A 25,225-nucleotide genomic window follows, 5' to 3' on the forward strand; every position below is an offset into this window, starting at 1 on the left:
TACCTATTAGGGGTTAATTTTATCGAAGTTTCGGGAAGCAGGCCAGAGAATAGCGGCCGTCAGGATCGCAAGCGCAGTTGCCCTTGTGTAAGCTAGGCGGGTCTTTTTACGTGGTTGAATGAAATCATATGTGGCTATTTCTCTGGCGTGCGTCCCTGCTCTATGTCTTTCCCCTGCTGATGTGGGCCTACTGCCGCATCAAGGATATCGAGTTCGCCGAGCTCGATACCGGTGTCAACACTCACAAGTGGGTGGTGCTGGCCGCTTACCTTATCTACGTGGTGATCTGGATCCTGGTTAACCGTTATCTCGAACTCTTCCTGCGTCAGCGGAGCCGCAAATGATTGACCCCGGACTCTGGGGGATCTTGCTGCCTGCCGCCGCACTGGCTCTCGGGCTTGGCTGGTTGATCGGGCGGCGGGCTGCCACGGCGCAAGCTCAGGAGCTGCTGCTGGCGCAGGAGCGTTATCAGGCGCTCCAGGATCGTTTTGACGAGTTGCAGGATGAGCGGATGCAGGGCCAGCAGAAGCTTGATCAGCAGCAGACCCTGCTGATCAAGCTCACCGCCCGCCTCAAGGATGCGGAAGCGACCCTGCGCAGCGAGCGGCTGGCTGCCGCCGAGAAGCTGCAACTGCAACAGGAGGCGGAGCAGCGCCTCAGCCAGCAGTTCGAGAATCTCGCCAACCGGATCTTCGAGCAAAACTCCGGCAACTTCCGCGAACTGAACCAGAACAGCCTCGATCTGCTGCTCACACCGCTCAAAGAACAACTGGAGGGCTTTCGCCGTCAGGTAGGCGAGACCCACGCTCAGGAGACGGCCCAGCGCCACAGCCTCAAGTTCGAGCTGGAGCGCCTCGCCGAGCTCAATGCCCGCATGACCGAAGAGGCGGCCGCCCTGACCCGCGCCCTCAAGGGCGACAGCAAGCAGCAGGGCAACTGGGGGGAAGTGGTGTTGGCGCGGATCCTCAGCGAATGCGGCTTGCGCGAGGGTCACGAGTACCACACCCAGGTCAATATCGAGGTGGAGAAGGGAAAGCGCTACCAGCCCGACGTGATTGTCCACCTGCCGCAGGAGAAGGACATCATCATCGACGCCAAGGTGTCGCTGACCGCCTACGAACGCTGGTACAACGCCGATGACGAGCTGGAGAAGGCGGTGGCGCTCAAGGAGCACGTCGCCTCGGTGCGCAATCATATCCGCGAGCTGGGTCGCAAGGATTACCAGCAGTTGCCCGGGGTGCGCACCCTCGACTATGTGCTGATGTTCGTGGCGGTGGAGCCCGCCTTCCTCACCGCGATGGAGGCCGATCCCTCGCTGGTGCGTTACGGTCTCGACAACAATATCCTGCTGGTGAGCCCCACCAACTTGATGGTGGCGCTGCGCACCATCGAGAACCTGTGGCGCTACGAGCGGCAGAACCAGAATGCCCGCCAGATTGCCGAACGGGCCGGTCGCCTCTACGAAAAGCTGCGGCTGTTTGTCGAGGAGATGCAGCAGATGGGCGGTAGCTTGCACAAGGCGCAGGAGAGCTACGACAAGGCGATGGGACGGCTGGTCAACGGCCGTGGCAACCTGATTGCGCAGGTCGAGCGTTTCCGCGAGCTGGGGGTGGAGGTGACCAAGAGCCTGCCCGAGCCGCTGGTGGAGCGGGCGCTGGAGCGCGACAAGGAGCGGGAGTAGTTTTTCCCCTGTACCGCCATCAGCCAAGGCCCAAACCCGGTTTGGGCCTTTTGCTATCTGTCAGCTGGCCAAGTGCTTACCCATTATCAGAAATCCGCAAAGCAAACGGCCCACCGAAGTGGGCCGTTTTTATTTGCAGTGCCGGTGTGGATCAGCGGCTGGCAGCGCGGGCGCTCAGCTCTGCCTTCTCGCTATCGCTCAGGAAGGCCAGGGTCAGGCCATTCTGCTGGGCGGTGCGGATCTCGCTCGCCGTCATGCCAGCGGCCGGAGCGGCCACCTCATATTCGTGGGGCAGGTCGATGCCTTCCACCGCCGGATCGTCGGTGTTGAGGCAGGCCAGCACACCGGCAGCCAGGAACTGGCGGATCGGGTGTTCGGTCAGGCTCGCCACCGTGGTGGTCTGGACGTTGGAGGTGAGGCAGGATTCGATGCCGATGCGGTGTTCGGCCAGATAGGTCATCAGGGCCGGATCCTGAATCGCTTTGACGCCGTGGCCGATGCGCTCGGCGCCCAGCTCGCGAATGGCCTGCCACATGCTCTCGGGGCCAGCGGCTTCACCGGCGTGTACGGTGACGCGCATGCCTGCATCACGCACCTTGCGGAAGTGGTCGACAAAGAGTTCGCCCGGGAAGCCCAGCTCGTCACCGGCCAGATCGATGGCGACCAGCTTGTCGCGGTGAGCCAGACAGGCGGCCAGCTCCTGATTGCACTGCTCGGTACCGAAGGTGCGGCTCATGATGCCGATCAGGTTGGTCTTGATACCGAAATCGCGGCTGCCCGCGGCCACGCCGTCGATGATGGCTTCCACCACGCCCTGCGGGTGCAGCTTGTGGGCCATCGCCATATAGGCCGGGCTGAAGCGCAGCTCTGCATAGTCGATACCGGCGCGCAGCAGATCTTCCACGTTCTCGTAGGCGACCCGGCGGCAGGCGTCATAGTCAGCCAGCACGGCCACGCCCCAATCCAGCTTCTTCAAAAAGGCAACCAGACTCGGCTCGTTCTCGACGATCTGCACGTGGGGACGCAGCGCTTCCAGCTCGAAGGCGGGCAGCTGGATATTGTGTTGGCGACCCAGCTCGAGGATGGTTTGCGGGCGGATGTTGCCGTCCAGATGGCGGTGCAGGTCGGTCAGGGGGATAGATCTGTCAATCATGGGGGCGCCCTCGTCGAGTCAGGTTTGAAAGCCTGCCATTCTAGGCGGGGCTTTCAAAAAAGATACCCCGTTTATGGTTAAACGGGGTTCTGGCGGACGGTGATTTGTCAGGGCGTGATGGGAATCGTTTTTCCCAGGGACTCAGGAGAGATCGAGTTCCTTCAGCTTGCGAGTGAGTGTGTTGCGGCCCCAACCGAGCAGGCGCGCCGCCTCCTGCTTGTGGCCGTGAGTGTGTTCCAGCGCGGTTTCCAGCATGATCCGCTCGAACTGGGGCATGGCATCGGCCAGGATGTCTGTCTCTCCCAGCGCCAACTTGCTGGCCACCCACTCTTGCAACTGTTGCTGCCAGCAACCGGGCAACGCCGGTTGGCCCGGTTCGGCGTTGTGGGTGATGGGGGTGAGCAGCTCGGCAGGCAGGTCGCCGACCAGCACTTCTTGCCCCGAGGCCATCACGGTGAGCCAGCGGCAGACGTTCTCCAGCTGGCGCACGTTGCCCGGCCAGGGCAGGCGGCTGATATAGGCCTGGGTATCCGGGTGCAGGCTCTTGGCCTCGACGTTCAGCTCTTTGGCTGCACGCAGCAGGAAGTGACGGGCCAGCTGGGGGATATCCTCACGGCGCTCCTTGAGGGCAGGAATATGGATGCGAATGACGTTGAGGCGGTGAAACAGATCCTCGCGAAACTCGCCATCGGCCACCCGCTTTTCCAGATTCTGGTGGGTGGCGGCGATGATCCGCACGTCTACCTGCACCGGCTGGTGGCCGCCGACTCGATAGAACTGGCCATCGGCCAAGACCCGCAGCAGCCGGGTCTGCACATCCAGCGGCATGTCGCCGATCTCGTCGAGAAACAGGGTGCCGCCGTCGGCCTGCTCGAAGCGGCCGTGGCGGATGTTGTTGGCGCCGGTGAAAGCCCCCTTCTCGTGACCGAACAGCTCGGATTCGATGAGATCTTTGGGGATGGCCGCCATGTTGAGGGCGATAAAGTTCTTGTGGGCGCGCGGGCTGTGCTTGTGCAGCGCATGGGCGACCAGCTCCTTGCCGGTACCGCTCTGGCCGTTGATCAGTACCGAGATGCTGGAGCGTGACAGGCGACCGATGGCGCGAAACACCTCCTGCATCGCTGGCGCCTCACCGATGATCTCCGGCGTAGCTGTGGCTTCTTGCTGGCGAGACTTGCGCTTGGTACGCTGCTCCTTGAGGTGATTCTCGGCGCGGCGCACCAGGGTCACCGCTTCGTCGATGTCGAACGGCTTTGGCAGGTACTCGAAGGCGCCACGCTGGTAGGCGTTGACCGCGCTGTCGAGATCCGAGTGGGCGGTCATGATGATGATGGGCAGATCGGCCTGACGGCGGTGGATCTGCTCCAGCAGGCTCAAACCATCGATGCCGGGCATCCGGATATCGGAGAGGATCACATCGGGCGAGCGCAGCTCAAGGGCGTGCAGCAGGGCTTCGCCATCGGCAAAGCTCTCGCAGTTGAAGCCTTCGCTGCCGAGAGTGCGCTCCAGCACCCAGCGGATAGAACTGTCGTCATCGACGATCCACACTTTGGCGGTCATGGGGTTCCCTTACTTGCGAAGCGGTAGAAAAATGGTGAATTCGGTGTGACCCGGCCAGCTGATGCAGTCAATTCGCCCCTTGTGCTGGTCGATCAGGTTCTGGGCGATGGAGAGGCCGAGCCCGGTTCCCCCCTCCTTGCCGGTGATCATCGGGTAGAACAGGGTGTCGCGAATGGCATCGGGAATGCCGGGGCCGTTGTCGATGATCTTGATCTCCGCTGCCAGCCGGTAACGCTGGCCGTGGATGGTGATCTGGAACGCGGTGCGGGTCTTGATACGGATAAGCCCGGTTTGATCGCCCAGCGCTTCGGCGGCATTGCGCACTATGTTGAGAAACGCCTGCTGCAGCTGATCCGGCTCCATCTCGAATTCGGGGATGCTGGGATCGTAATCCCGTTCGATGCGAACAGAGGGAGGGAGTTCGAGCTCCACCAGTCGGCGTACTTGCTCCAGCACCGAATGGACATTGTGCATCTGGTGACGGCCGGGGCGCTGGGGGCCGAGTAGCCGATCGACCAGTACCCGCAGCCGATCGGCCTGTTCGATGATGATGCCGGTATATTCGCGCAGGGCCGGATCCGGCAGCTCTTTTTGCAGCAGTTGCGCCGCGCCGCGCAGGCCGCCGAGGGGATTCTTGATTTCGTGGGCCAGCCCGCGCACCAGCTCCTTGGCCGCCAGCTGCTGGGCATGTTGCTGCTGCTCCTGGCTGATCTTCTTCTGCTGGTCGATCTTGCGCAGCTCCACCACCAGCAGACGCTGTTCGTGGTCGGCCATCGGGGTAGCGCTCAGTTCCACCAGTCGCGGTTCTCCCTCTACCACCAGAGTCACTTCGCTATCGGTAAAGCCTTGCCCTGACACGAGGCACTGCTTGAGCCGCTGCAAATCGAGGGAGATATGTTCCAGCAGATGGGGCAGTTCGATGCCGATCAGCCTGCGTTCACTGAGGGAGAGCAGCTGTTCAGCCGCCGGGTTTACGAACTGGATGCAGAGCCGCTCATCCATCAGGATCACGGCGGTCAGCAAATTATCCAAGAGTGTTTTGGCGTTGTCCGAGCGGGTTGGCACAGGTTTCTCCCTAAAACGGTGCTACACACCTGTCATGCACCGATATGGTGCATAGAGTTTACCCGCATCGGTGCGCTATATCACCCCTAGTCGGCTTTGGGGGTGGGTTTGGGAGCCGGCGTCACGCTCGCTCTATGCAGGTAAAAGGTGACTGCACTGGATTTAGCAAGGATCGTACCGTCTTTGGCGAGCAGCTCGAGTTGAGCCTCGTGGGCGCCGCGATCGACGTTTTCGACGCGGACAGAGAGGCTGTTGCTGACGATGGGGGCGGCTTTGCCATCCAGGGTCAGGCGCACATCATACTGGGTCGGAGGTTTGGGGCTGATGGTGCCCTGAAAGACGATGTTGCCTGTGTTGTCGCGCAGGGTGCTGCCCTGTTCCGGGGAGAGCAGTTCGATGGTCAGCTTGGCCGCCTCTTTCTCTTTCTTGGCATCGGCGCCGGTCAGGCTGTTGAAGTTATCCACCTGCACCGATCTGGGCGCGCTGCTGCCCAGCAGCGGGGCGACCCGCAGATCGACCTCTTTGGCGTTTTTGCCGGGTGGTGGCGCATCCGAGTAGTGGGTGATGCCATTGCCATCGACCCAGGAGTAGACCTTGGCCGCATCCGTACCGAACGAGGTCAGCAACAGGAGGCTGAGCACCCCTATGCCATGCTTGTTGTTCATCCATCTCTCCTTGACGGTATTTTGCTTAATCCTATCAGAGAAAAAACCCGCCAGATGGCGGGTTTTGTCACGATTAAGCAAGCTGACCTGATTTAAACGGCCAGTCTGCTGAGACTTAGACGGAGTAGTACAGTTCGAACTCCAGCGGGTGCGGGGTCATGCGCACACGGTCAACATCCTGCTGTTTCAGTTCCAGATAGGAGTTGATGAAGTCATCGCTGAACACGCCGCCACGGGTCAGGAACTCGCGGTCAGCATCCAGAGCGGCCAGGGCTTCGTCCAGAGAACCGGCAACGGTCGGCACTTCTGCAGCCTCTTCCGGCGGCAGGTCGTACAAGTTCTTGTCCATGGCATCGCCCGGATGGATCTTGTTGATGATACCGTCCAGACCGGCCATCAGCTGGGCTGCGAAGGCCAGGTACGGGTTGGCAGCCGGATCCGGGAAGCGCACTTCGATACGACGGGCTTTCGGGCTCGGTACCACCGGGATACGGATGGAGGCAGAGCGGTTGCGGGCAGAGTAGGCCAGCATGACCGGTGCTTCATAACCCGGAACCAGACGCTTGTAGGAGTTGGTGGTCGGGTTGGCGAAGGCGTTGATGGCTTTGGCGTGCTTGATGATACCGCCGATGTAGTGCAGCGCCATCTCGGACAGACCGCCGTACAGGTCACCAGCGAACAGGTTGACGCCGTTCTTGGCCAGAGACTGGTGGCAGTGCATGCCGGAGCCGTTGTCACCGAACATGGGTTTCGGCATGAAGGTAACGGTCTTGTTGTAGGCGTGGGCCACGTTGTGGATCACGTACTTCAGTACCTGTACTTCATCAGCTTTCAGCGTAAGAGTGTTGAAGCGGGTAGCGATCTCGTTCTGACCGGCAGTGGCCACTTCGTGGTGGTGAGCTTCAACGACCTGGCCCATCTCTTCCAGCACCAGACACATGGCGGCGCGGATATCCTGGGAAGAGTCGACCGGTGCAACCGGGAAGTAACCGCCTTTCACGAACGGACGGTGACCCTTGTTGCCATGCTCATAGGCAGTGCCGGAGTTCCATGCGGCTTCTTCAGATTCGATTTTCACGAAGCTGTGGCCCATGGTGTTGGAGAAGGTGATGTTGTCGAACATGAAGAATTCCGGCTCCGGCCCGAACAGCACGGTGTCAGCGATGCCGCTGGACTTCAGGAAATCTTCTGCACGCTTGGCGATGGAGCGCGGATCGCGGTCGTAGCCCTGCATGGTGGCAGGCTCCAGCACGTCACAAACGATGTTCAGGGTGGTCTCTTCGGTGAACGGGTCCAGCTTGGCGGAGGCTGCGTCCGGCATCAGTACCATGTCGGATTCGTTGATGCCCTTCCAGCCGCCGATGGAGGAACCATCGAACATCTTGCCGTCTTCGAAGAAATCTTCATCAACCTGGTGAGCAGGGATGGATACATGCTGCTCTTTACCCTTGGTGTCGGTAAAGCGCAGATCAACAAACTTGACTTCGTGTTCCTGGATCAGGGCCAAAACGTTCTGGGCTGACATGCTAAGTAACCTCCGGTGTTAAAACTCTCTGGGTGAATGCGTCGTCGTATTCACATAAGCCAGTATCGTGCCAAGTTTGTGACAGCTTGATTTCAGGGCAATCTCGCAGAAGAGGCTCCCCAAAATCAGGCGATCTCGACTCGCGTTGCATCAATTTAGTGCGATGGTGGATCGTTTTGGTGCACTGTAATGGTGCGCGAAATACGGTCACCGCCCATCTAAGCAGGGTTTGTCAGAGAGGTCTATGATCCAGATCTGTTGTTATGCGCGAATGTACTGCAATTCTGCTAGGCAGATCACAAAGGCAAGAGTACAATTAGCGCCCAATTTTACCCGGTGATTGAGGCGAGAATGTTAGAGAATTTACGCAATATTGCGATTATTGCGCACGTTGACCACGGCAAAACGACTCTGGTTGATAAGCTGCTGCAGCAGTCCGGCACCCTGGACCGCTCCACGGAAGGCCAGGAACGGATCATGGACTCCAATGATCTGGAACGGGAACGTGGCATCACCATTCTCGCCAAGAACACTGCGATCCGTTGGAATGACTACCGCATCAACATCGTTGATACCCCGGGTCACGCCGACTTCGGTGGTGAAGTAGAGCGCGTACTGTCCATGGTTGACTCCGTGCTGCTGCTGGTTGACGCCGTAGACGGCCCGATGCCGCAAACCCGTTTCGTGACCCAGAAAGCGTTCGCTCAGGGTCTGAAGCCGATCGTGGTCATCAACAAGGTTGACCGTCCGGGTGCTCGTCCTGACTGGGTAATGGATCAGGTATTCGACCTGTTCGACAACCTGGGCGCGACTGACGAACAGCTGGATTTCAAAGTTGTTTACGCCTCTGCACTGAACGGTTGGGCCACCATGGATCAGGACGTCGAGTCCGAGAACATGGAGCCGCTGTTCCAGGCTATCGTAGACAACGTTGAAGCGCCGAAGGCTGATGCCGAAGGTGGTTTCCAGATGCAGATCTCCCAGCTGGACTACAACTCCTACGTGGGTGTTATCGGTATCGGCCGTATCACCCGTGGTCGCGTCAAGACCAACCAGCAAGTCACCATCGTTGGTGCTGACGGCAAGACCCGTAACGGTAAAGTCGGTCAGGTGCTGGGTTACCTGGGTCTGTCCCGTACTGAAGTTACCGACGCGCAAGCGGGTGACATCATCGCTATCACCGGTCTGGGCGAGCTGAAAATCTCCGACACCATCTGTGACAACGGTGCCGTTGAAGCCCTGCCGCCGCTCTCCGTTGACGAGCCGACCGTGAACATGACCTTCCAGGTCAACACCTCACCGTTTGCCGGTAAAGAGGGCAAATTCGTGACCTCCCGTAATATTCTGGAGCGTCTGAACCAGGAGCTGGTCCACAACGTGGCCCTGCGCGTGGAAGAGACCGATGATCCGGACAAGTTCCGTGTATCCGGTCGTGGTGAGCTGCACCTCTCCATCCTGATCGAGAACATGCGTCGCGAAGGTTACGAACTGGCTGTGTCCCGTCCGGAAGTAATCCTGCGTACCGTTGATGGCGTTCTGCAAGAACCGTTCGAAACCGTTACTGTGGACGTGGAAGAAGCGCACCAGGGTTCCGTGATGGAGCAGCTGGGTCTGCGTAAGGGCGAAATGACCAACATGACCCCGGATGGCAAGGGTCGTGTCCGCCTAGACTTCATGATCCCGAGCCGTGGCCTGATCGGCTTCCAGACCGAGTTCATGACCATGACCTCCGGTACCGGTCTGCTGTACCACACCTTCGACCACTACGGTCCGCACAAGGGTGGCAGCATCGGTGAGCGTCAGAACGGCGTGCTGATCTCCAACGCTACCGGTAAGGCTCTGACCTACGCCCTGTTCGGTCTGCAAGACCGCGGTCGTCTGTTCATCGGTCACGCGACCGAAGTGTACGAAGGCCAGGTGATCGGTATCCACTCCCGTTCCAACGACCTGACTGTTAACTGCCTGAAAGGCAAGCAGCTGACCAACATGCGTGCCTCCGGTACCGACGAAGCTCAAGTGCTGACTCCGCCGATCCGCATGACTCTGGAACAGGCTCTCGAGTTCATCGATAACGACGAACTGGTAGAAGTGACTCCGAAGAACATCCGTATCCGCAAGAAATTGCTGACCGAGCTGGATCGCAAGCGCTCTGGCCGTGGTTAATGCCATGTGCTGAGTCTCGGCAGCCCTTGCGGCCGCTGACGGTTCACTGATAAACGGACCCAAACCTCTGGTTTGGGTCCGTTTTTTTATGCCTGTGATCCGCTCTGGCCATCCTGATGAGCTCGTTCAGGCCATCCGGCAATGGGGCTGATGAGCGTTGAGTGAAGGTCGTGGGGATGGGTAAGATAAGAAAGCCGCAGCGGGTGGCCGCTGCGGCTTTTTGCTGGCTTGCAGTAAGGGGTTACTGGCGCCAGAAGGAGGGGAAGAAGAGCACGGCGACCGTCAGGATCTCCAGTCGTCCCAGCAGCATGCCGAATGACAACAGCCATTTGGCCGATTCCGGCAGGCTGGCAAAGTTGGTGCTGGGGCCGACCACCGGGCCCATGCCCGGGCCAACGTTGGCAACGGCGGTGATGGAGCTGGATATGGCTGTCAGGGGGTCAAGCCCGATGGCGCCCAGCAGTGCGGCTATCACCAGAATGATGGCGAAGTAGGCCAGTACGAAGGAGATCATCGAGCGGATGATGGCGTCATTGACCGTCCGGCCGTTGTACTTCTGCGGGAACACGGCGGAGGGGTGCATCAGCTGGCGCATCTGCTTTCTGAACAGGGCAAACGCCACCTGTACCCGGAAGATCTTGAGGCCGCCCGCAGTGGAGCCGGAGCAGGCCCCAAGAGCCAGCAGCACGATGAAGACGATGCTGGCGAGCGGCCCCCAGGTGCCAAAGTCACCAAGGCCGTAGCCGGTGGTGGTGAGCACCGAGACGATGTTGAAGCAGCTGATGCGCAGGGCATCCCAGAAGCCGAACAGGTCTCTCTCCCACAGATAGAAGGTCATGATGACGGTGACCCACACCACCAGCCAGAAGAAACCTCGCACCTGGGCGTCCTTGAACAGGCTGTTGTCCCTGTGGTTGAGGCTCTGCACATAGAGCAGGAAGGGCAGGCCGCCGAGGAACATGAACAGGGTGCCAATCCAGTGTGCCGAGTTGGAGAAGTGGGACATGGATTGATCGGAGGTGGAGTAGCCGCCGGTACTGAGAGTGGTCATGGCGTGGTTGATCGCCTCGAACATGTTCATGCCGCTGGCCCAGTAGGCCATGAAGCAGAGCATGGAGAGCACCAGATAGACCACGACGATGTTGTTGGCGACCGTCTTGGCACGCGGGGCGCTTTTGTCCGACCAGTCCGAGCTCTCGGTCTGGAACAGCTTCATACCGCCGACGTTGAGGTAGGGCAGCACGGCAACCGCCATCACGATAAAGCCAACCCCGCCCAGCCACTGCAGGATGGAACGCCACAACAGGATGCTGTGGGCCATGTTGTCGAGGCCGGAGAGCACGGTGGAGCCCGTGGTGGTTACCCCCGACATGGTTTCGAAGTAGGCGTCGGTGAAGTTGATGTGGGTGATGAAAACAAAGGGCAGGGCGCCGAAGATGCAGGCCACCACCCAAACCGAGGTGGTGAGCAGGAACATCTCCCGCACCCCCAGATGAAACTCCGCCTTGCGGCCGTAGTGGAGGCAGAGCAGGGCGGCGCCGTGGGTGATCAGCACCGATTTGAGAAACTCGACAAATCCCTCTGACCCGGTGAGCAGTGCCAGCAAGGTGGGCAGCCACATGAAGAGCGCCAGCTTGGAGAGCACCAGCCCGAGGGTGAAGATAATGGGACGCAGCTTGATCATGTTCGATAACCTGGTCGTTGATTAACAAAAGACCCGGACCATCCCCTTGGGGGAGCTGAACCGGGTCTGGTTTGACAGCCTGTGCGCATGAAGACGTTACAGGAAGAAGGGGCTTGGCTGGAACAGCCGCTCCACTTCCGGGATGTACTTCTTGTCCACCAGGAACATGACCACGTGGTCATCCTGCTGGATCTTGGTGCGATCGTGGGCGATCAGCACCTCATCTCCGCGCACTACGGCACCGATAGTGGTACCCGGCGGCAGCTTGAGCTCGCCCACCGTCTTGCCGACCACCTTGGAGGTGTTCTCGTCACCGTGGGCAATCGCCTCGATCGCCTCGGCAGCACCGCGGCGCAAGCTGTAGACGTTGGCGATATCGGCCCGGCGCACGTGGGTCAACAGGGCCGAGATGGTGGCCTGCTGCGGCGAGATGGCGATATCGATGGAGCCACCCTGCACCAGATCGACGTAGGCGCCGCGCTGGATCAGCACCATGGTCTTCTTGGCGCCCATCTTCTTGGCGAGCAGCGCCGACATGATGTTGGCCTCATCCTCGTTGGTCACGGCGATGAAGACGTCGATCTGGTCGATGTGCTCCTCGGCCAGTAGCTCCTGATCCGCCGCATCGCCGCAGAAGACGATGGTGTTCTCCAGCAGTTCGGAGAGCTGCTCCGCCCGCTTCTGGTTGCGCTCGATGAGCTTGACGCTGTAGCGCTTCTCCAGCTGGCGGGCGAGACCGGCGCCGATGTTGCCACCACCGACGATCATGATGCGACGGTAGGGGCTCTCGAGGCGCTGCAGCTCCGACATCACGGCACGGATATGGCCCGCGGCGGCGACGAAGAAGACCTCGTCATCCGCTTCGATGATGGTGGTACCTTGCGGACGGATCGGGCGGCCCTGACGGAATATGGCCGCTACCCGAGTTTCGATGTTGGGCATGTGCTCGCGCAGGGTCGAGAGGGCGTTGCCCACCAGCGGGCCCCCGTAGTAGGCCTTGACCGCCACCAGACCGACGCGACCACCAGCAAAATCAACCACTTGCAGGGCACCCGGATATTCGATCAGGCGACGCACATAGTCGGTCACCAACTGCTCCGGCGCGATCAGGTGATCCACCGGCACCGATTCCGGCAGGAACAGGCGATCCCGTTCGGTCAGATAGGCTGGCGAGCGGATCCGCGCCACCTTGTTCGGGGTGTTGAACAGGGAGTAGGCCACCTGACAGGCGATCATGTTGGTCTCGTCACTGTTGGTGACGGCGACCAGCATGTCGGCATCCTGAGCCCCCGCTTCGCGCAGCACCTTGGGGTGAGCGCCATGGCCGTTGACCACCCGCAGGTCAAACTTGTCCTGCAGTTCGCGCAGGCGCTCACTGTCGGTATCGACGATGGTGATGTCGTTGTTCTCTCCGGCCAGGTTCTCGGCCAGAGTGCCGCCGACCTGGCCGGCTCCCAAAATGATGATCTTCATAGGGAACGTCTACTCACGTTGAGGCAGTAAAGGGACATTTCGCCTGCATGGCGATTGCCCCGGAAGAAGCATGTCAGCGTCACAGCTTGACCAGCTTGGCGTAGTAGAAGCCATCCATCTCGGCTTCACCCGGCAGGAACTGGCGACCCGGGCAGTCCGGGGTGTCCTGTTCGTGCAACGGTACCAATTTGGCATCTTTGGTCGCGGCAAGGAAGGCGCGGATCTGTTCGCGGTTCTCTTCCGGCAGGACGGAGCAGGTAGCGTAGAGCAGGGTGCCGCCGCTTTTCAGCTTGCCCCAGAGGGCATTGAGAATACGGCGCTGCAGCTCGGCCAGCTCGCGGATGTCCTGATCACGGCGCAGCCACTTGATGTCGGGGTGGCGGCGGATCACGCCGGTGGCTGAGCAGGGGGCATCCAGCAGGATGCGGTCGAACTGGCCCTCCGGCCACCACTGTTCCGGCGCCGCCGCATCGCCATGGATCACCTTGGCGGTGAGGCCGATACGGTCCAGGTTCTCCTGCACCCGCTTGAGGCGGTTTTCGTCGGCATCGACGGCAACCACGCCAGCCAGCTTGGGTTGACGTTCCAGCAGGTGGGCAGTCTTGCCGCCGGGGGCGGCGCAGGCATCCAGCACCCACTCGCCCGGTTGCGGGTCGAGCAGTGCCGCGGCCTGCTGTGCTGCACCATCCTGTACCGAGCAGTCACCGACCTCGAAGCCGGGCAGCTTGGTCACATCGCAGGGACGCTCCAGCAGGATGCAATCCTCCCCCTCTTCACCGGCCACTGCATTGATGCCGGCTTCGGCCATGCGAGCCAGCATGGCATCGCGGCTCTGGCGCTGGCTGTTGTTGCGGATCCACATGGGGGGGCGCTGGTTGTTCGCCTCCATGATGAATTCCCACTCATCGTGATAGGCCTGACGCAGGCGCTTGGTGAGCCACTCCGGATGACCGAGGCGAATGCTGGGAACGCGGTCGATACGCAGCAGAATGACTTCGGCGCTGCGCTGGAAGTTGCGCAACACGCCGTTGATGAGGCCACGCAGGGAGGTACCCTTGAGCAGTTTGACGGCGTTGACGGTCTCGGCCACCGCGGCGTGAGCCGGAATGCGGGTGTAGATGAGCTGATAGAGACCGACCAGGATGAGGTAGTGGAAAATGCGGCTCTTGTTCTTGAGCGGCTTGTCCATCATCTCGTTGACTGCCGCATCGAGGCGGGGTAGCCAGCGCAGGGTGCCGTAGCAGAGTTCTTGCAGGAGAGCGCGATCGCGAGGCGCAACCTTCTCCTGGGCAGCAGGCAGAACAGCGGAGAGGGATTGACCCTGATCCAGCACCTGTTGAATAACGAGAGCGGCCTGTGCACGTGTTTTCATAGAGTTACCTTAGATGCGCAAGTCGGGGCCTGGGCCCCGCTTGTGTCAATTCAATCCAGTTCAATTCAATTGCGTGCCGGGTTCAAACCAGTCGCGGCGAGAGTTGAGCAGATCCGAAACGGACATCGCCTTCTTGCCGGGCGGTTGCAGGGTCAGCAGGCGCAGTACCCCTTTGCCGGTAGCGATATCGATCCCCTGCTTGTCGGCCTTGAGCAGGGTGCCGGCGGGTTGACCGTGGTCGCTGTCAATGACGGCGGCTTGCCATACCTTGACGGTCTGGTCAGCCACTTCAAACCAGCTGATGGGCCAAGGGTTGAACGAGCGGATGCAGCGTTCGATGGCAACAGCCTCCATCGACCAGTCGATACGGGCCTCTTCCTTGGAGAGCTTCTCGGCGTAGTTGGCCAGCGCATCATCTTGTGCCTCAGCAGCGGTTTCACCGGCGGCCATGGCATTGATGGTGTCGACCAGAGCCTGCGGGCCCAGCTCGGCCAATTTGTCATAGAGGCTGGCGGAAGTCTCGTCGGCGGCGATGGGGCAGGTCACTTTGCGGATCATGGCGCCGGTATCCAGTCCCACATCCATCTGCATAATGGTGACGCCGGTTTCGGCATCGCCCGCCCAGATAGAGCGCTGGATCGGTGCGGCACCGCGCCAGCGGGGCAGCAGGGAGCCATGGACGTTGATGCAGCCCAGCCGCGGGGTATCGAGTACCACCTTGGGCAGGATCAGACCATAGGCCACCACCACCATCAGGTCGGCACCCAGTGCAGCAAGCTCGGCTTGCGCCTCTTCCTTGCGCAGAGAGGCAGGTTGGTAAACCGGCAGGTTGTGGGCCAGTGCCAGCTCTTTGACCGGGCTGGCGGTGAGCTTCTGACCACGGCCAGCAGGCTTGTCAGGCTGGGTATAAACGGCAACGACCTCGTGGTCGGAAGACAACAACGCCGCCAGGTGACGGGCGGCGAAGTCGGGAGTACCGGCAAAAATCAGTTTCAGCTTATTCAATGGGGCAGATCCTCAGAGGACTTTGCGATCTTCACGGGCCATCTTTTCCAGCTTCTGGCGAATGCGCTGGCGCTTGAGCGGGGACAAGTAATCCACAAACAGCTTGCCGACCAGATGATCCATCTCATGCTGGATGCAGATGGCGAGCAGATCGTCGGCTTCCAGCTCGAACGGCTTGCCGTTGCGATCCTGGGCGCGGATTTTGATCTCTTCGGCGCGAGGCACCAGAGCACGGCTGCCGGGCACGGAGAGGCAACCCTCTTCAATGCCGGTGCTGCCGCACTGCTCGATGACCTCCGGATTGATCAATACCAGAGGATCTTCACGGTTTTCAGAGACATCGATCACTATGATGCGCTGGTGAATGTCGACCTGAGTCGCGGCCAGGCCAATGCCTTCCTCCGCGTACATGGTTTCGAACATATCATCTACAATCTGTTGTAACTCGGGTGTAAAGGTCTCGACAGGGGCTGCAACGGTGCGCAGGCGCTCATCGGGAAAACGCAATACATCTAGAATGGCCATAGTTTTTTCTTTAGTTTCGTATAAATGCAGTCAATATTGGCGTAATTCTAGTCATTTACGCCGACAAAAAACAGCAACACTTTGCGTACAGAAGTAACAGGGAGTGTTATGTATCTGAAGCAAACCATCCTCGCCTGCCTGCTGGTGACCGTGAGTCAGGCAGCAGTGGCCGATCAGCTGAGGCTGAAAGCGGGTTACCCCGAAAGCTATGTAGTGCAAAAAGGCGACACCCTGTGGGATATCTCCGGCAAGTATCTTTCCGAACCCTGGCTCTGGCCCCGTCTCTGGAATATCAATCCGCAGATTGCCAATCCTCACTGGATCTACCCCGGTGATGTACTGCATCTGAGCTGGGTCAATGGTGAACCCCGACTCGGCAAGGCGATGCAGGGTGGCAAGCAAGTTATCCGTCTCGGCCCGAAAACCCGTTACGAGAACAAAGCCAACCCCATTCCGACCCTGCCTATCAGCGAGATAGGCCCCTTCCTGCAAACCGACCATATTCTGGCTGACAGCCAGCAGCAGAAAACCTTGCCCTATCTGCTGGGGTCGGATCAGAAACATATCGGCATGCTGGAGGGGGACACCCTCTATGTGCAGGGCTCCCTGACACCGGGGCAGGTCTATGGCATTTATCATCCCGGAGTGGTCTACAAGGATCGCGAAACCGGTGAACTGCTGGGCCAGGAGGCGATCTTTGCCGGTGTGGTGCGGGCCGTGGCGCGTCTTGATGGCGATCGGACTGAAGTTACCCTCACTCATAACCAGCGCGAAGTGCTGCAGGGCGACAAGGTGATGCCGCTGCCGGCTCAGGAGAACATGCCCGCCGTCTTCACACCGAAAGCGGCACCTGCCATCACGCCGGGCTATATCATCGATTTGCCGAACAAGACCCGGGGTGGTGGCAAGTTTGATGTGGTGCTGATCAACCGGGGTGGCCGCGATCAACTGGTCGCCGGGGATGTGTTGGATGTCAGACGGCCCGGTGCTGCTCTGGTCACCAAGAATGGCGATGTACAGTACAAGGAGCTCTCGTCGGTTTTTAACCGGGTGTTTTACAGCAGCAACAAGAAGGCACCATTGCCCTCTGAAGCGATTGCCCGTGTCATGTTGTTCAAGGTGTATGACAAGCTGAGTTACGGTCTCATCATGCAGAGTAACGACATGGTGAGTGCGGGCTATCAGGTCACTCACTTCTGACGTGAACTACCCCGACGCGCGTCTGGCGCTCTGGCTAACTCTCGATGCGGTCACCGGTATCGGTCCGGTGACCGCTGCACGTCTGTTGGAACGGGCCGGGGGAAGTATTGAGGCCCTGTTTCAGCGCGATGAAGCGCAACTGCATGGTATGGGGTTGTCGTCAGAGCAGATCAAACAACTGCGCTGGCCCTCGCCGGTGGTTGAGCAGAGCCTGGCTTGGGCTGCTTTGCCTGACAATCTCCTTATTCCGCAAGATCACCCGGTTTATCCACCTTTGTTACGGGAAATTCCCGCGGCCCCCCTGTTGCTCTACTGTCGTGGCGATCTTGCTGCGCTATCGCGACCCCAGCTGGCAATGGTGGGGACACGCCATCCTACCTATGCAGGCAAAGATAATGCCTCCCGCCTTTGTAGCGAGCTGGTTGGATGCGGGTTAGCCATCACCTCTGGCCTTGCGCTCGGTATCGATGGTGTTTGCCATCAGCAAGCGCTGGCTTGTGGCGGTATCACCCTTGCCGTGTTGGGTTCCGGGCTGGATTGCCTCTACCCCAAACGCCATCAGGGGCTGGCAGGTCAGATTCTGGAGAGCGGTGGTTTGCTTATCTCCGAGCTGGCGCCGGATAAAGGGCCGCTGGCTGAACATTTTCCTCGTCGCAACCGTATTATCAGTGGTCTGTCGCTGGGAACTCTGGTGGTGGAGGCGACCGAGCAGAGCGGTTCGCTGATCACCGCCCGCTATGCGCTTGAACAGGGGCGCGAAGTGTTTGCAGTGCCCGGCGCCCCGCAAAACGCCCAGGCGATAGGGTGCAACAGATTAATTCAGCAGGGGGCCAAACTTGTGCTGAGTGCGGCCGATATAGTGGAAGAGCTGCCAGAGTGGGTCGCACGGCCACATTCGTCGGTTACATCATCTGAGCAACCGCATAATAGCGAATTGCCTTATGCCGATTTGTTGGATAACGTAGATTATGAGACCACGAGCGTGGATACCGTTGCCGAGCGGGCCCAGCTTCCTGTCGAAGTGGTATTGGGCAGGTTGGTAGAGTTGGAGCTGGCCGGTGCAGTGATGGCGGTAGCCGGTGGATACGTCAGAGCGAGGAGGGCGAATCATGTTTGATGTATTGATGTACCTTTTCGAGACCTACATCCACAGCGATGCAGATGTGATGGTCGAGCAGGATGAGCTCACCGACGAGTTGAGCCGGGCCGGTTTCGATAAAGAAGAGATCGACAAGGCGCTCGACTGGCTGGAGCGACTGGCCAATCTGCACGACAGCGAGCGGGAGGTCTATGTTACCGCCAGCGCGCAAGGCTCGATGCGTATCTATGCTCCGCAAGAGCTGGCACGCCTCAGCACCGAGTGTCGCGGCTTCCTGCTCTTTCTGGAACAGGCTCAAGTGCTGAATGCCGAAACCCGCGAGATCTGTATCGAGCGCCTGCTCGAGCTGGACAAGCCGGATATCGAGCTGGATGACCTGAAGTGGGTCGTCATGATGGTGCTGTTCAACGTACCGGGCAATGAAAATGCCTACCAGCAGATGGAAGAGCTGGTGTTTGATGAGTCAGACGGCGTCATTCACTGACAGTCCGGTGCCGCGCTGGTAGAATTCAGGCCATCTGGATTTCAAGGCGCGGCCCATGTCAAAAATCGATCATCACCTCTTTTCAGCCCACGAACATGCCTTCGAGCGCGAGCCGTGCCCGCAGTGCGGGGCCGAGTTGGTGATCCGCCAGGGCAAACATGGCCCCTTTCTCGGCTGTTCTGCCTATCCTGCCTGTGATTACATACGCTCCCTGACGCCATCCGGCCGCGACATCGAAAAGGTGCTCGAAGGCTCTGCCTGTCCCGATTGCGGAGAGCCGCTGGCGATCAAGAAGGGGCGTTATGGTCTGTTTGTCGGTTGTACCCAGTATCCGGCCTGTCAGCACATCGAATCCCTGCAGGAGAGTGACGATACCCAGATCCTCTGCCCCGAGTGCGGCAAGGGTCATCTGGTGAGCCGCACCTCCCGCTACGGCAAGCAGTTTTACTCCTGTGATGGCTATCCCCATTGCAAATATGTGGTGAACGACAAGCCGATCCCCATGCCTTGCCCCGCGTGTGGTTGGGGCATCATGGTAGAGAAAAAAGTGAGGGGAACTCTGCGTTGGGTCTGTCCGCAAAAGAAATGCGGCCACCAAAGTGAGCAGGTATAATCCCGCCGCCGCAACCGGATTGAAACGTTTTCGGTGAACTTCAACCCCCCACTTGGAGTAAGGAAATTCCCACCATGAATAAACCCTTTGTTGCCGTATTGATGGGCTCTGATTCTGATTTCCCCGTGATGCAGACCACCCTCGAGGTGCTCAAGTCATTTGATATCGCAGTGGAAGTCAAAGTCACCTCCGCGCACCGCACGCCGGCTGCGACCCATCAGTATGTGACCGATGCCGAGGCCCGTGGCTGCAAGGTCTTTATCTGTGCTGCCGGTCTGGCAGCGCATCTGGCGGGTGCCGTAGCCGGCATCACGACTCGTCCTGTGATCGGGGTGCCCATCGATGGTGGCCCGCTCAAGGGGCTGGATGCGCTACTCTCCACCGTGCAGATGCCGGGTGGTGTACCGGTGGCGACCGTGGCGATCGGCAAAGCCGGTGCCAAGAACGCAGGTTATCTGGCAGCCCAGATGCTGGCAGTAGCCGATGATGGACTGGCGGCCAAGGTTCGGGCCGAACGCCAGAAGAATGCCGAAGAGGTGATGGCCAAGGATGCCGCCCTGCAGGCTCAACTCAAGTAAGTGAACGGGTGGCGATCCGGATGTGTAGTATTTTTCCTGTGCTACAGCAAAACATCACTTTGTTGTGGTCGCCGCCGTATGGATTCAACTTGCTACTAAGTGACGAGGCGGCAGCCAAGCTGCCGCATTTTTCCTATGCCAAATGAATTTGAACAGGCAGTTGCCGCCCTCCAGCAGGAAGGGGTGATTGCTTATGCGACCGAGGCAGTGTTTGGTCTGGGATGTGATCCCGACTCCGAAGTGGCGGTGCAGCGGCTGCTGGCCATCAAGCAGCGTCCGGTTGAGAAGGGGTTGATCCTGATTGCTGCCGACGTAGAGCAATTGCAGGATTACATCGATCTGAGCCAGCTTAGCGATGAACAACTTGCTCGGGTTGAAGCCAGCTGGCCCGGCCCTTTTACCTGGATCATGCCTGCCCGTGCAACGACGCCGACCTGGCTGACCGGGCAGTTCGAGACCTTGGCGGTACGCGTGACGGCTCATCCTCAGGTACAGGCGTTGTGCCGTGCCTTTGGCAAGCCGCTGGTCTCTACCAGCGCCAACCTGACCGGTGAGGAGCCTGCCCGTCGGGTGGCCGATATCGGTGAGCGGCTGGCAAGCAAGCTGGCCTATATCCTGCCCGGTGAAGTGGGTGGTCAAGCCAACCCCTCCGAGATCAAGGACGCCCGAACCGGCGCCATTATTCGCCCCTCCTGAGCAGGCGGATACGTCATGATTTGCTATCAATCCGCTGAGCGGTGAGCTCAGTGGATTGATTTAACTATAAAAATGGACAGGGCGTTCACGATCCTGCCTGACTGGAGACAAGATGAGCAAACCGGATGTGGCCCAGGTCAAGGCCTTCCTGTTGCAGTTGCAGGACGAGATCTGCCGTGGTCTGGAAATGGCCGACGGTGCCGGACACTTTGTGGAAGATGCCTGGAGCCGTGAAGGCGGTGGCGGTGGTCGCACCCGTGTGCTGCGCCACGGCGCGGTGATCGAGCAGGGGGGCGTCAACTTCTCCCATGTCTATGGCGATGCCATGCCTGCCTCTGCTACAGCCCATCGGCCAGAGTTGGCCGGTCGCAAGTTCGAGGCTATGGGCGTGTCGCTGGTGATCCATCCGCACAACCCCTATGTGCCGACCAGCCACGCCAACGTCCGTTTCTTCATTGCCGAGAAAGAGGGTGAAGAGCCAATTTGGTGGTTTGGCGGTGGCTTCGATTTGACGCCGTTCTACCCGTTTGCCGAGGATGTCCAGCACTGGCATCAGGTCTCCCGTGATCTCTGCCAGCCCTTTGGTGATGAGATCTACCCCGAGTTCAAATCCTGGTGCGATCGCTACTTCTTCCTCAAGCACCGCAACGAGACGCGAGGGGTGGGCGGCCTCTTCTTCGACGATCTGAATCGCTGGCCTTTTGCCGACTGCTTTGCCTTTATGCAAGCGGTAGGTCGGGGTTATCTGGATGCCTACCTGCCGATTATCGAACGACGCAAGGCGCTGCCCTATGGCGAGCGGGAGCGCGAGTTCCAGCTCTATCGTCGCGGCCGTTATGTGGAGTTCAATCTGGTGTATGACCGTGGCACCCTGTTCGGGTTGCAGACCGGCGGACGTACCGAGTCGATCCTGATGTCGATGCCACCGCTGGCACGTTGGGAGTATGACTGGCAGCCGGAGGCGGGCACTCCTGAAGCCTTGCTCTATACCGACTATCTCACGCCGCGAGAATGGCTGTGACCCGAGGGACCATGATGGTCCCTTTTTACTGGCCGTTATTCGGCTTGTTCCCGAGTGCGAAAACCCGTTAAATCGGAATATTGCCCTCTGATGGAACTCTTTGATGGATCGTTATCTGGTTTTTGGCCACCCGGTGCGCCACAGCAAGTCCCCCTTCATTCACACCCTGTTTGCCAGACAAACCCAGCAAGAGCTGGAATATGGGCTGGCTGAACCCGCCATCGACGAGTTTGCCCACGCCCTGCGCACCTTCTTTGACCAAGGGGGCAAGGGGTGCAATGTCACCGTTCCCTTCAAGGAGCAGGCATTCACTCTGGTCGATCGCTTGAGCCCGAGGGCCAAACGGGCGGGCGCGGTCAATACCATCAAGCTGACCGATGATGGTGTGTTGCTGGGGGATAATACCGATGGCGCCGGTCTGGTCGCCGATCTCAAGTCCCATGGTGTGACGCTGGCGGATAGCCGGATCCTGCTGCTGGGTGCCGGTGGAGCAGCGCGCGGTGCATTGGCGCCGCTGCTGGCTGAGTTGCCGAGCGAGCTGGTGATCGCCAACCGCACGCACACCAAAGCGCAGCAGCTGGCTGCTGAATTCCACGATCTGGGGCCCGTGACCGCCCAGACCTATGAGCAGCTGGCAGGGCCGTTCGATCTCGTCATCAATTCGACTTCTGCCAGCCTGCAAGGGGAGCTGCCGCCGTTGGCCCCTGCCCTGATCCACACTGATATTGCCATCTACGACATGATGTATGGCGCCTCGGATACGGCGTTTATCAGTTGGGCCAAGCAGCATGGGGCCCGTCAAACCATGGATGGACTCGGCATGCTGGTGGAACAGGCCGCCGAAGCGTTTACCGTGTGGCGCGGAATTCGTCCCGGGACTAAACAGGTATTGAGAGAGTTGAAGCGTAACTTGGGGGTGATATGAACCAGGGTATTCTGTTTCCTGAGCTGATGGAGTGGCAGGCTGACGAACAGCGGGTGCGTTTTCCCGCCCAGCAGATGGGGGCGCTGATAGATTGTTACATCAGCCAGCGGCGACTGGAGAGAATGACAGGTCTGGCGCTGACGAGGGAGGATGACATCGTCAGAGCCTTCGAAAGTGTACGTTTTGATATTGAAGATATGGCTGAAAAACTCATTGAAGAACAAGAGTTTGCTGAGGATGGCGCTATCTACCTCTGATTTTTCAAAGTTTTTTTGTTTTGTAGCGGAACTACTTTGAAATGGCGCTGACTAACTAGATAGTTGAGGAAGTGCTAGCTAGTCACCTTTATAACTCCCCGGTATTCGTACTGGGGATTTTTTTATCTGCATGAAAATAAAAGATTTTTTCTTAATCTGTAAGTTGTGAAACTAAATTACATAAATTACTTTCACTTTCTGCTGCTTTGCTGTACAGTTGTCTGCGTAGGGTACAGAGGTAAGATGTTCTATCTTTCAGACCTTTTATTTCACGTAATTGAATGTGGCTGAATAGCTGCCCCGATGAGGTTCTCGTCGGGGTGTTTTTTTATGCGTGTCATTTAGAGTAAATGCTTTAAATTGGCGATGCATTTGATAGAATGAGGCTGCTTCTTGAGGAATACCTGTCGTCTGGTACTCAAGATTCAGCTTCTTCCCAATTTTTTGAACTTATTATTTCAGGCTGGATGGCATCACTGTCGTCCGGCCTCATTTTTATCCCTTTCGGTTATGCCTTGTAATTAAATTTCATTTTTGTCTATTTTTGTGATTCTTGTTCGTTTTGAAAGAACGAATTTGAAAACGCTATCAACGCCTACTTAAGTTAATTGTTCGTGTGAATTAACTGCCTATCTATATGAACTTTAAGCAGTATTGGATATAGCAGGGGGAGGCGAATGCGGGGTATTTGTCGTGAGGCAGGTGAAAGCGGCAATCTGAAACCCTTTCAATCAGCGGAGGAGTGCTCCGCCAATTGCAAGGAGAGCGAGGAGTAGATTACTCCTCGGCAGGTTGCTGTTCGTCAGCGTTCAGCAGGTCGGTATCGTCACCACTGACGTACCATTCGGTCAGGGTTTGCGCCAGCTTCTCCACACCGATATTGGTGAGGGAGGAGAACGCTTCGACCTGGATCTGGGAGCCGAGGTTGGCAACGGCCTGGCGCACCTTGATCACCTGGTTGTTGCGCGGGCCGGGGCTCAATTTGTCAGCCTTGGTCAGCAGCAGCATGACGGGCAACTGACGGTGCGAGCTCCACTCCAGCATGTTCATGTCGGTATCTTTGAGCGGGTGGCGGATGTCCATCAGGATCACCAGACCTTTCAATGACTCACGGCGCTGCAGATACTCTGCCAGTGACTTTTGCCACTTGAGCTTCATTTCCAGCGGAACTTGCGCATAACCATAACCCGGCAAGTCGACCAGACGCTTGCCCGGTTCCAGCTCAAACAGGTTGATCAGCTGGGTACGACCAGGTGTCTTACTGGTGCGCGCCAGGTTCTTGTGTTTGGTTAAGGTGTTCAATGCAGATGACTTACCGGCGTTGGAACGGCCGGCAAACGCGATCTCGACACCCCCATCATTTGGCAGGTGACGGATGTCGGGTGCGCTGGTCACAAAATGCACCTTATTGAAATTCAGAGTTTGTGTATCCAACGTAAATTCCCCATGGAGATAGAGGGTTATAGAGTTACTTTTTTGTAAAATGGTGTAAAATAGCGTCGCTTAAACGCGTTTATTTTAACATGCCTTCAGCGGCATGGGATCTGGAAGCCTAATAACGAAAAGTTGGAACGCCATGAAGAACCTAGTCATTACTCTTGCTCTGATGGTTGGCGTAACGGGGATGGCACAAGCCAAGGGCGATGCCGCTGCGGGACAGACCAAGGCTGCCGTTTGTGCGGCTTGTCATGGACCGGACGGAAACAGCCTGGTTGATATGTACCCCAAAATTGCTGGTCAGCACGCATCATATATCAAAAAGCAGTTAGTTGAACTGAAGGCTGCCGCTTCTGGTCAAATTGGCCGGGTTGCGCCAGTGATGGGGCCGATGGCGTTACCTTTGTCGGAACAGGACATGGATGACCTGGCGGCTTATTTCTCCAGCCTGAAGGTTACCCCTATCGCTGTCCCTGACGACGTGGTCGAAGCGGGCAAGGCACTCTATATGGGTGGTGACATGAGTCGCGGTCTGGCAGCTTGTACGGCTTGCCATGGTCCCCGTGGCTCGGGTGTCGAACAGGCGAAGTATCCAAACCTGTCCGGTCAGCATCCTGCCTATATCAAGGCTCAGCTCACCGCATTCCGTGCCGGGACGCGTGACAACGATCCGAATGGCATGATGCGGGATGTTGCCAAGAAACTGACTGATCAGGATATCGAAGCCCTCTCCAAATATGTGGCGGGTCTGCACTGATATAGTCGATACGGTCGATTTGAGTTGAAACGGGGAGCCTGGGCTCCCCGTTGTTTTTATGGCTTTCAGATAATTCTCGGTTTAATCCCCCCGTTCTGTAAGAGATCTCCCATTCTCAAGGCAGGCCAAGGCTCATAAAATTGCATAAAATATTAAATAATCATTACTTATCAACAGATTATATAAATATTGATATTTTTCGACATGTTGAGAATGTTTTGAGTGGATTGAGCCTCTTTATAGAGTTGGTACAGTAGGCTTAATGGATTCACCCACGGATTGGGTGG

24 protein-coding genes are annotated in these 25,225 nt (G+C 58.4%); 13 read left to right on the top strand and 11 right to left on the bottom strand.

The annotated features are described in order from the left end of the window. Positions 1 to 128 precede the first annotated feature (128 nt). Both OKC42_RS09660 and rmuC read left to right on the top strand, forming a co-directional pair. Entirely contained in the window at positions 129 to 344 is a 216-nt protein-coding gene (locus OKC42_RS09660; protein WP_021231493.1) for a hypothetical protein, read from the top strand. After that, complete coding sequence (gene rmuC / locus OKC42_RS09665) at positions 341 to 1,681, top strand: DNA recombination protein RmuC (RefSeq protein WP_236353801.1); 1,341 nt, start codon at positions 341 to 343, stop codon at positions 1,679 to 1,681. The genes OKC42_RS09660 and rmuC overlap by 4 nt, the downstream gene beginning before the upstream one ends. 151 nt (positions 1,682 to 1,832) lie before the next feature. Here rmuC and add read toward each other — a convergent pair whose 3' ends face one another. From add to glnA, 5 genes are all read right to left on the bottom strand, one after another. Continuing rightward, complete coding sequence (gene add, locus OKC42_RS09670) at positions 1,833 to 2,834, bottom strand: adenosine deaminase (protein ID WP_270819573.1); 1,002 nt, start codon at positions 2,832 to 2,834, stop codon at positions 1,833 to 1,835. A 141-nt stretch (positions 2,835 to 2,975) separates the two neighbouring features. Continuing rightward, positions 2,976 to 4,394, bottom strand: coding sequence for a nitrogen regulation protein NR(I) (gene glnG / locus OKC42_RS09675; RefSeq protein ID WP_005339666.1), 1,419 nt, complete (start codon positions 4,392 to 4,394; stop codon positions 2,976 to 2,978). A 9-nt stretch (positions 4,395 to 4,403) separates the two neighbouring features. Continuing rightward, the gene (gene glnL / locus OKC42_RS09680; protein WP_005356202.1) at positions 4,404 to 5,459 is read right to left on the bottom strand and encodes a nitrogen regulation protein NR(II); all 1,056 of its coding nucleotides are present in this window, start codon (positions 5,457 to 5,459) and stop codon (positions 4,404 to 4,406) included. A gap of 86 nt (positions 5,460 to 5,545) precedes the next feature. Further along, on the bottom strand, positions 5,546 to 6,124 hold the full coding sequence (locus OKC42_RS09685) for a DUF4124 domain-containing protein (protein ID WP_005339670.1): 579 nt from the start codon (positions 6,122 to 6,124) through the stop codon (positions 5,546 to 5,548). 115 nt (positions 6,125 to 6,239) lie between these two features. Further along, positions 6,240 to 7,649 carry a glutamate--ammonia ligase gene (gene glnA / locus OKC42_RS09690; RefSeq protein WP_005339672.1) on the bottom strand — a complete coding sequence of 470 codons (1,410 nt, stop codon included), beginning with the start codon at positions 7,647 to 7,649 and terminating at the stop codon, positions 6,240 to 6,242. Positions 7,650 to 8,000: 351 nt separating this feature from the next. Here glnA and typA point away from each other — a divergent pair, with 351 nt between their 5' ends. Next, positions 8,001 to 9,812 carry a translational GTPase TypA gene (typA, locus tag OKC42_RS09695; RefSeq protein ID WP_005339679.1) on the top strand — a complete coding sequence of 604 codons (1,812 nt, stop codon included), beginning with the start codon at positions 8,001 to 8,003 and terminating at the stop codon, positions 9,810 to 9,812. Positions 9,813 to 10,053: 241 nt separating this feature from the next. Here typA and OKC42_RS09700 read toward each other — a convergent pair whose 3' ends face one another. The 5 genes from OKC42_RS09700 to def all read right to left on the bottom strand — a co-directional run bounded on the left by OKC42_RS09700 (position 10,054) and on the right by def (position 15,871). Beyond that, positions 10,054 to 11,496, bottom strand: a complete 1,443-nt coding sequence (locus OKC42_RS09700) for a TrkH family potassium uptake protein (RefSeq protein WP_069527008.1) — start codon at positions 11,494 to 11,496, stop codon at positions 10,054 to 10,056. 96 nt (positions 11,497 to 11,592) lie between these two features. After that, entirely contained in the window at positions 11,593 to 12,969 is a 1,377-nt protein-coding gene (trkA, locus tag OKC42_RS09705) for a Trk system potassium transporter TrkA (protein WP_005339689.1), read from the bottom strand. Between the two features lie 79 nt (positions 12,970 to 13,048). Next, positions 13,049 to 14,341: a 16S rRNA (cytosine(967)-C(5))-methyltransferase RsmB gene (gene rsmB, locus OKC42_RS09710; protein ID WP_005356215.1), complete on the bottom strand. Its 1,293-nt coding sequence runs from the start codon at positions 14,339 to 14,341 to the stop codon at positions 13,049 to 13,051. A gap of 60 nt (positions 14,342 to 14,401) precedes the next feature. Then, the gene (fmt, locus tag OKC42_RS09715) at positions 14,402 to 15,346 is read right to left on the bottom strand and encodes a methionyl-tRNA formyltransferase (protein WP_064338967.1); all 945 of its coding nucleotides are present in this window, start codon (positions 15,344 to 15,346) and stop codon (positions 14,402 to 14,404) included. Between the two features lie 12 nt (positions 15,347 to 15,358). Continuing rightward, positions 15,359 to 15,871, bottom strand: coding sequence for a peptide deformylase (def, locus tag OKC42_RS09720; RefSeq protein WP_270819574.1), 513 nt, complete (start codon positions 15,869 to 15,871; stop codon positions 15,359 to 15,361). A gap of 108 nt (positions 15,872 to 15,979) precedes the next feature. On the opposite strand from def, the gene OKC42_RS09725 reads away from it, so the two are divergent. The 9 genes from OKC42_RS09725 to OKC42_RS09765 all read left to right on the top strand — a co-directional run bounded on the left by OKC42_RS09725 (position 15,980) and on the right by OKC42_RS09765 (position 22,744). Further along, the gene (locus OKC42_RS09725) at positions 15,980 to 17,071 is read left to right on the top strand and encodes a LysM peptidoglycan-binding domain-containing protein (protein ID WP_139412101.1); all 1,092 of its coding nucleotides are present in this window, start codon (positions 15,980 to 15,982) and stop codon (positions 17,069 to 17,071) included. 1 nt (position 17,072) lies between these two features. Continuing rightward, positions 17,073 to 18,188 (top strand): DNA-processing protein DprA, encoded by a 1,116-nt coding sequence (gene dprA, locus OKC42_RS09730; RefSeq protein WP_270819576.1) that lies wholly within the window; start codon positions 17,073 to 17,075, stop codon positions 18,186 to 18,188. Next, positions 18,181 to 18,654: a DUF494 family protein gene (locus tag OKC42_RS09735; RefSeq protein ID WP_270819577.1), complete on the top strand. Its 474-nt coding sequence runs from the start codon at positions 18,181 to 18,183 to the stop codon at positions 18,652 to 18,654. The genes dprA and OKC42_RS09735 overlap by 8 nt, the downstream gene beginning before the upstream one ends. A 55-nt stretch (positions 18,655 to 18,709) precedes the next feature. Beyond that, positions 18,710 to 19,267 (top strand): DNA topoisomerase family protein, encoded by a 558-nt coding sequence (locus OKC42_RS09740; RefSeq protein WP_005339702.1) that lies wholly within the window; start codon positions 18,710 to 18,712, stop codon positions 19,265 to 19,267. A 74-nt stretch (positions 19,268 to 19,341) separates the two neighbouring features. Then, the gene (purE, locus tag OKC42_RS09745) at positions 19,342 to 19,845 is read left to right on the top strand and encodes a 5-(carboxyamino)imidazole ribonucleotide mutase (RefSeq protein WP_270819578.1); all 504 of its coding nucleotides are present in this window, start codon (positions 19,342 to 19,344) and stop codon (positions 19,843 to 19,845) included. Between the two features lie 135 nt (positions 19,846 to 19,980). Beyond that, positions 19,981 to 20,541 carry an L-threonylcarbamoyladenylate synthase gene (locus OKC42_RS09750; protein WP_139400095.1) on the top strand — a complete coding sequence of 187 codons (561 nt, stop codon included), beginning with the start codon at positions 19,981 to 19,983 and terminating at the stop codon, positions 20,539 to 20,541. 112 nt (positions 20,542 to 20,653) lie between these two features. Then, positions 20,654 to 21,562 (top strand): oxygen-dependent coproporphyrinogen oxidase, encoded by a 909-nt coding sequence (gene hemF / locus OKC42_RS09755; protein WP_043823181.1) that lies wholly within the window; start codon positions 20,654 to 20,656, stop codon positions 21,560 to 21,562. A gap of 103 nt (positions 21,563 to 21,665) precedes the next feature. Beyond that, positions 21,666 to 22,487, top strand: coding sequence for a shikimate dehydrogenase (gene aroE / locus OKC42_RS09760; RefSeq protein ID WP_263084973.1), 822 nt, complete (start codon positions 21,666 to 21,668; stop codon positions 22,485 to 22,487). Beyond that, positions 22,484 to 22,744: a DUF1488 domain-containing protein gene (locus OKC42_RS09765; RefSeq protein ID WP_139476748.1), complete on the top strand. Its 261-nt coding sequence runs from the start codon at positions 22,484 to 22,486 to the stop codon at positions 22,742 to 22,744. Before aroE ends, OKC42_RS09765 begins: the two co-directional genes overlap by 4 nt. 777 nt (positions 22,745 to 23,521) lie before the next feature. On the opposite strand, the gene yihA is transcribed toward OKC42_RS09765, so the two are convergent. After that, positions 23,522 to 24,178 (bottom strand): ribosome biogenesis GTP-binding protein YihA/YsxC, encoded by a 657-nt coding sequence (yihA, locus tag OKC42_RS09770; protein ID WP_005339709.1) that lies wholly within the window; start codon positions 24,176 to 24,178, stop codon positions 23,522 to 23,524. 142 nt (positions 24,179 to 24,320) lie between these two features. Here yihA and OKC42_RS09775 point away from each other — a divergent pair, with 142 nt between their 5' ends. Further along, positions 24,321 to 24,938, top strand: coding sequence for a c-type cytochrome (locus OKC42_RS09775; protein ID WP_005339710.1), 618 nt, complete (start codon positions 24,321 to 24,323; stop codon positions 24,936 to 24,938). Positions 24,939 to 25,225: the final 287 nt, after the last annotated feature.

It is taken from the genome of Aeromonas sp. Y311-2 (assembly GCF_027706025.1).
Classification (GTDB): domain Bacteria; phylum Pseudomonadota; class Gammaproteobacteria; order Enterobacterales; family Aeromonadaceae; genus Aeromonas; species Aeromonas veronii.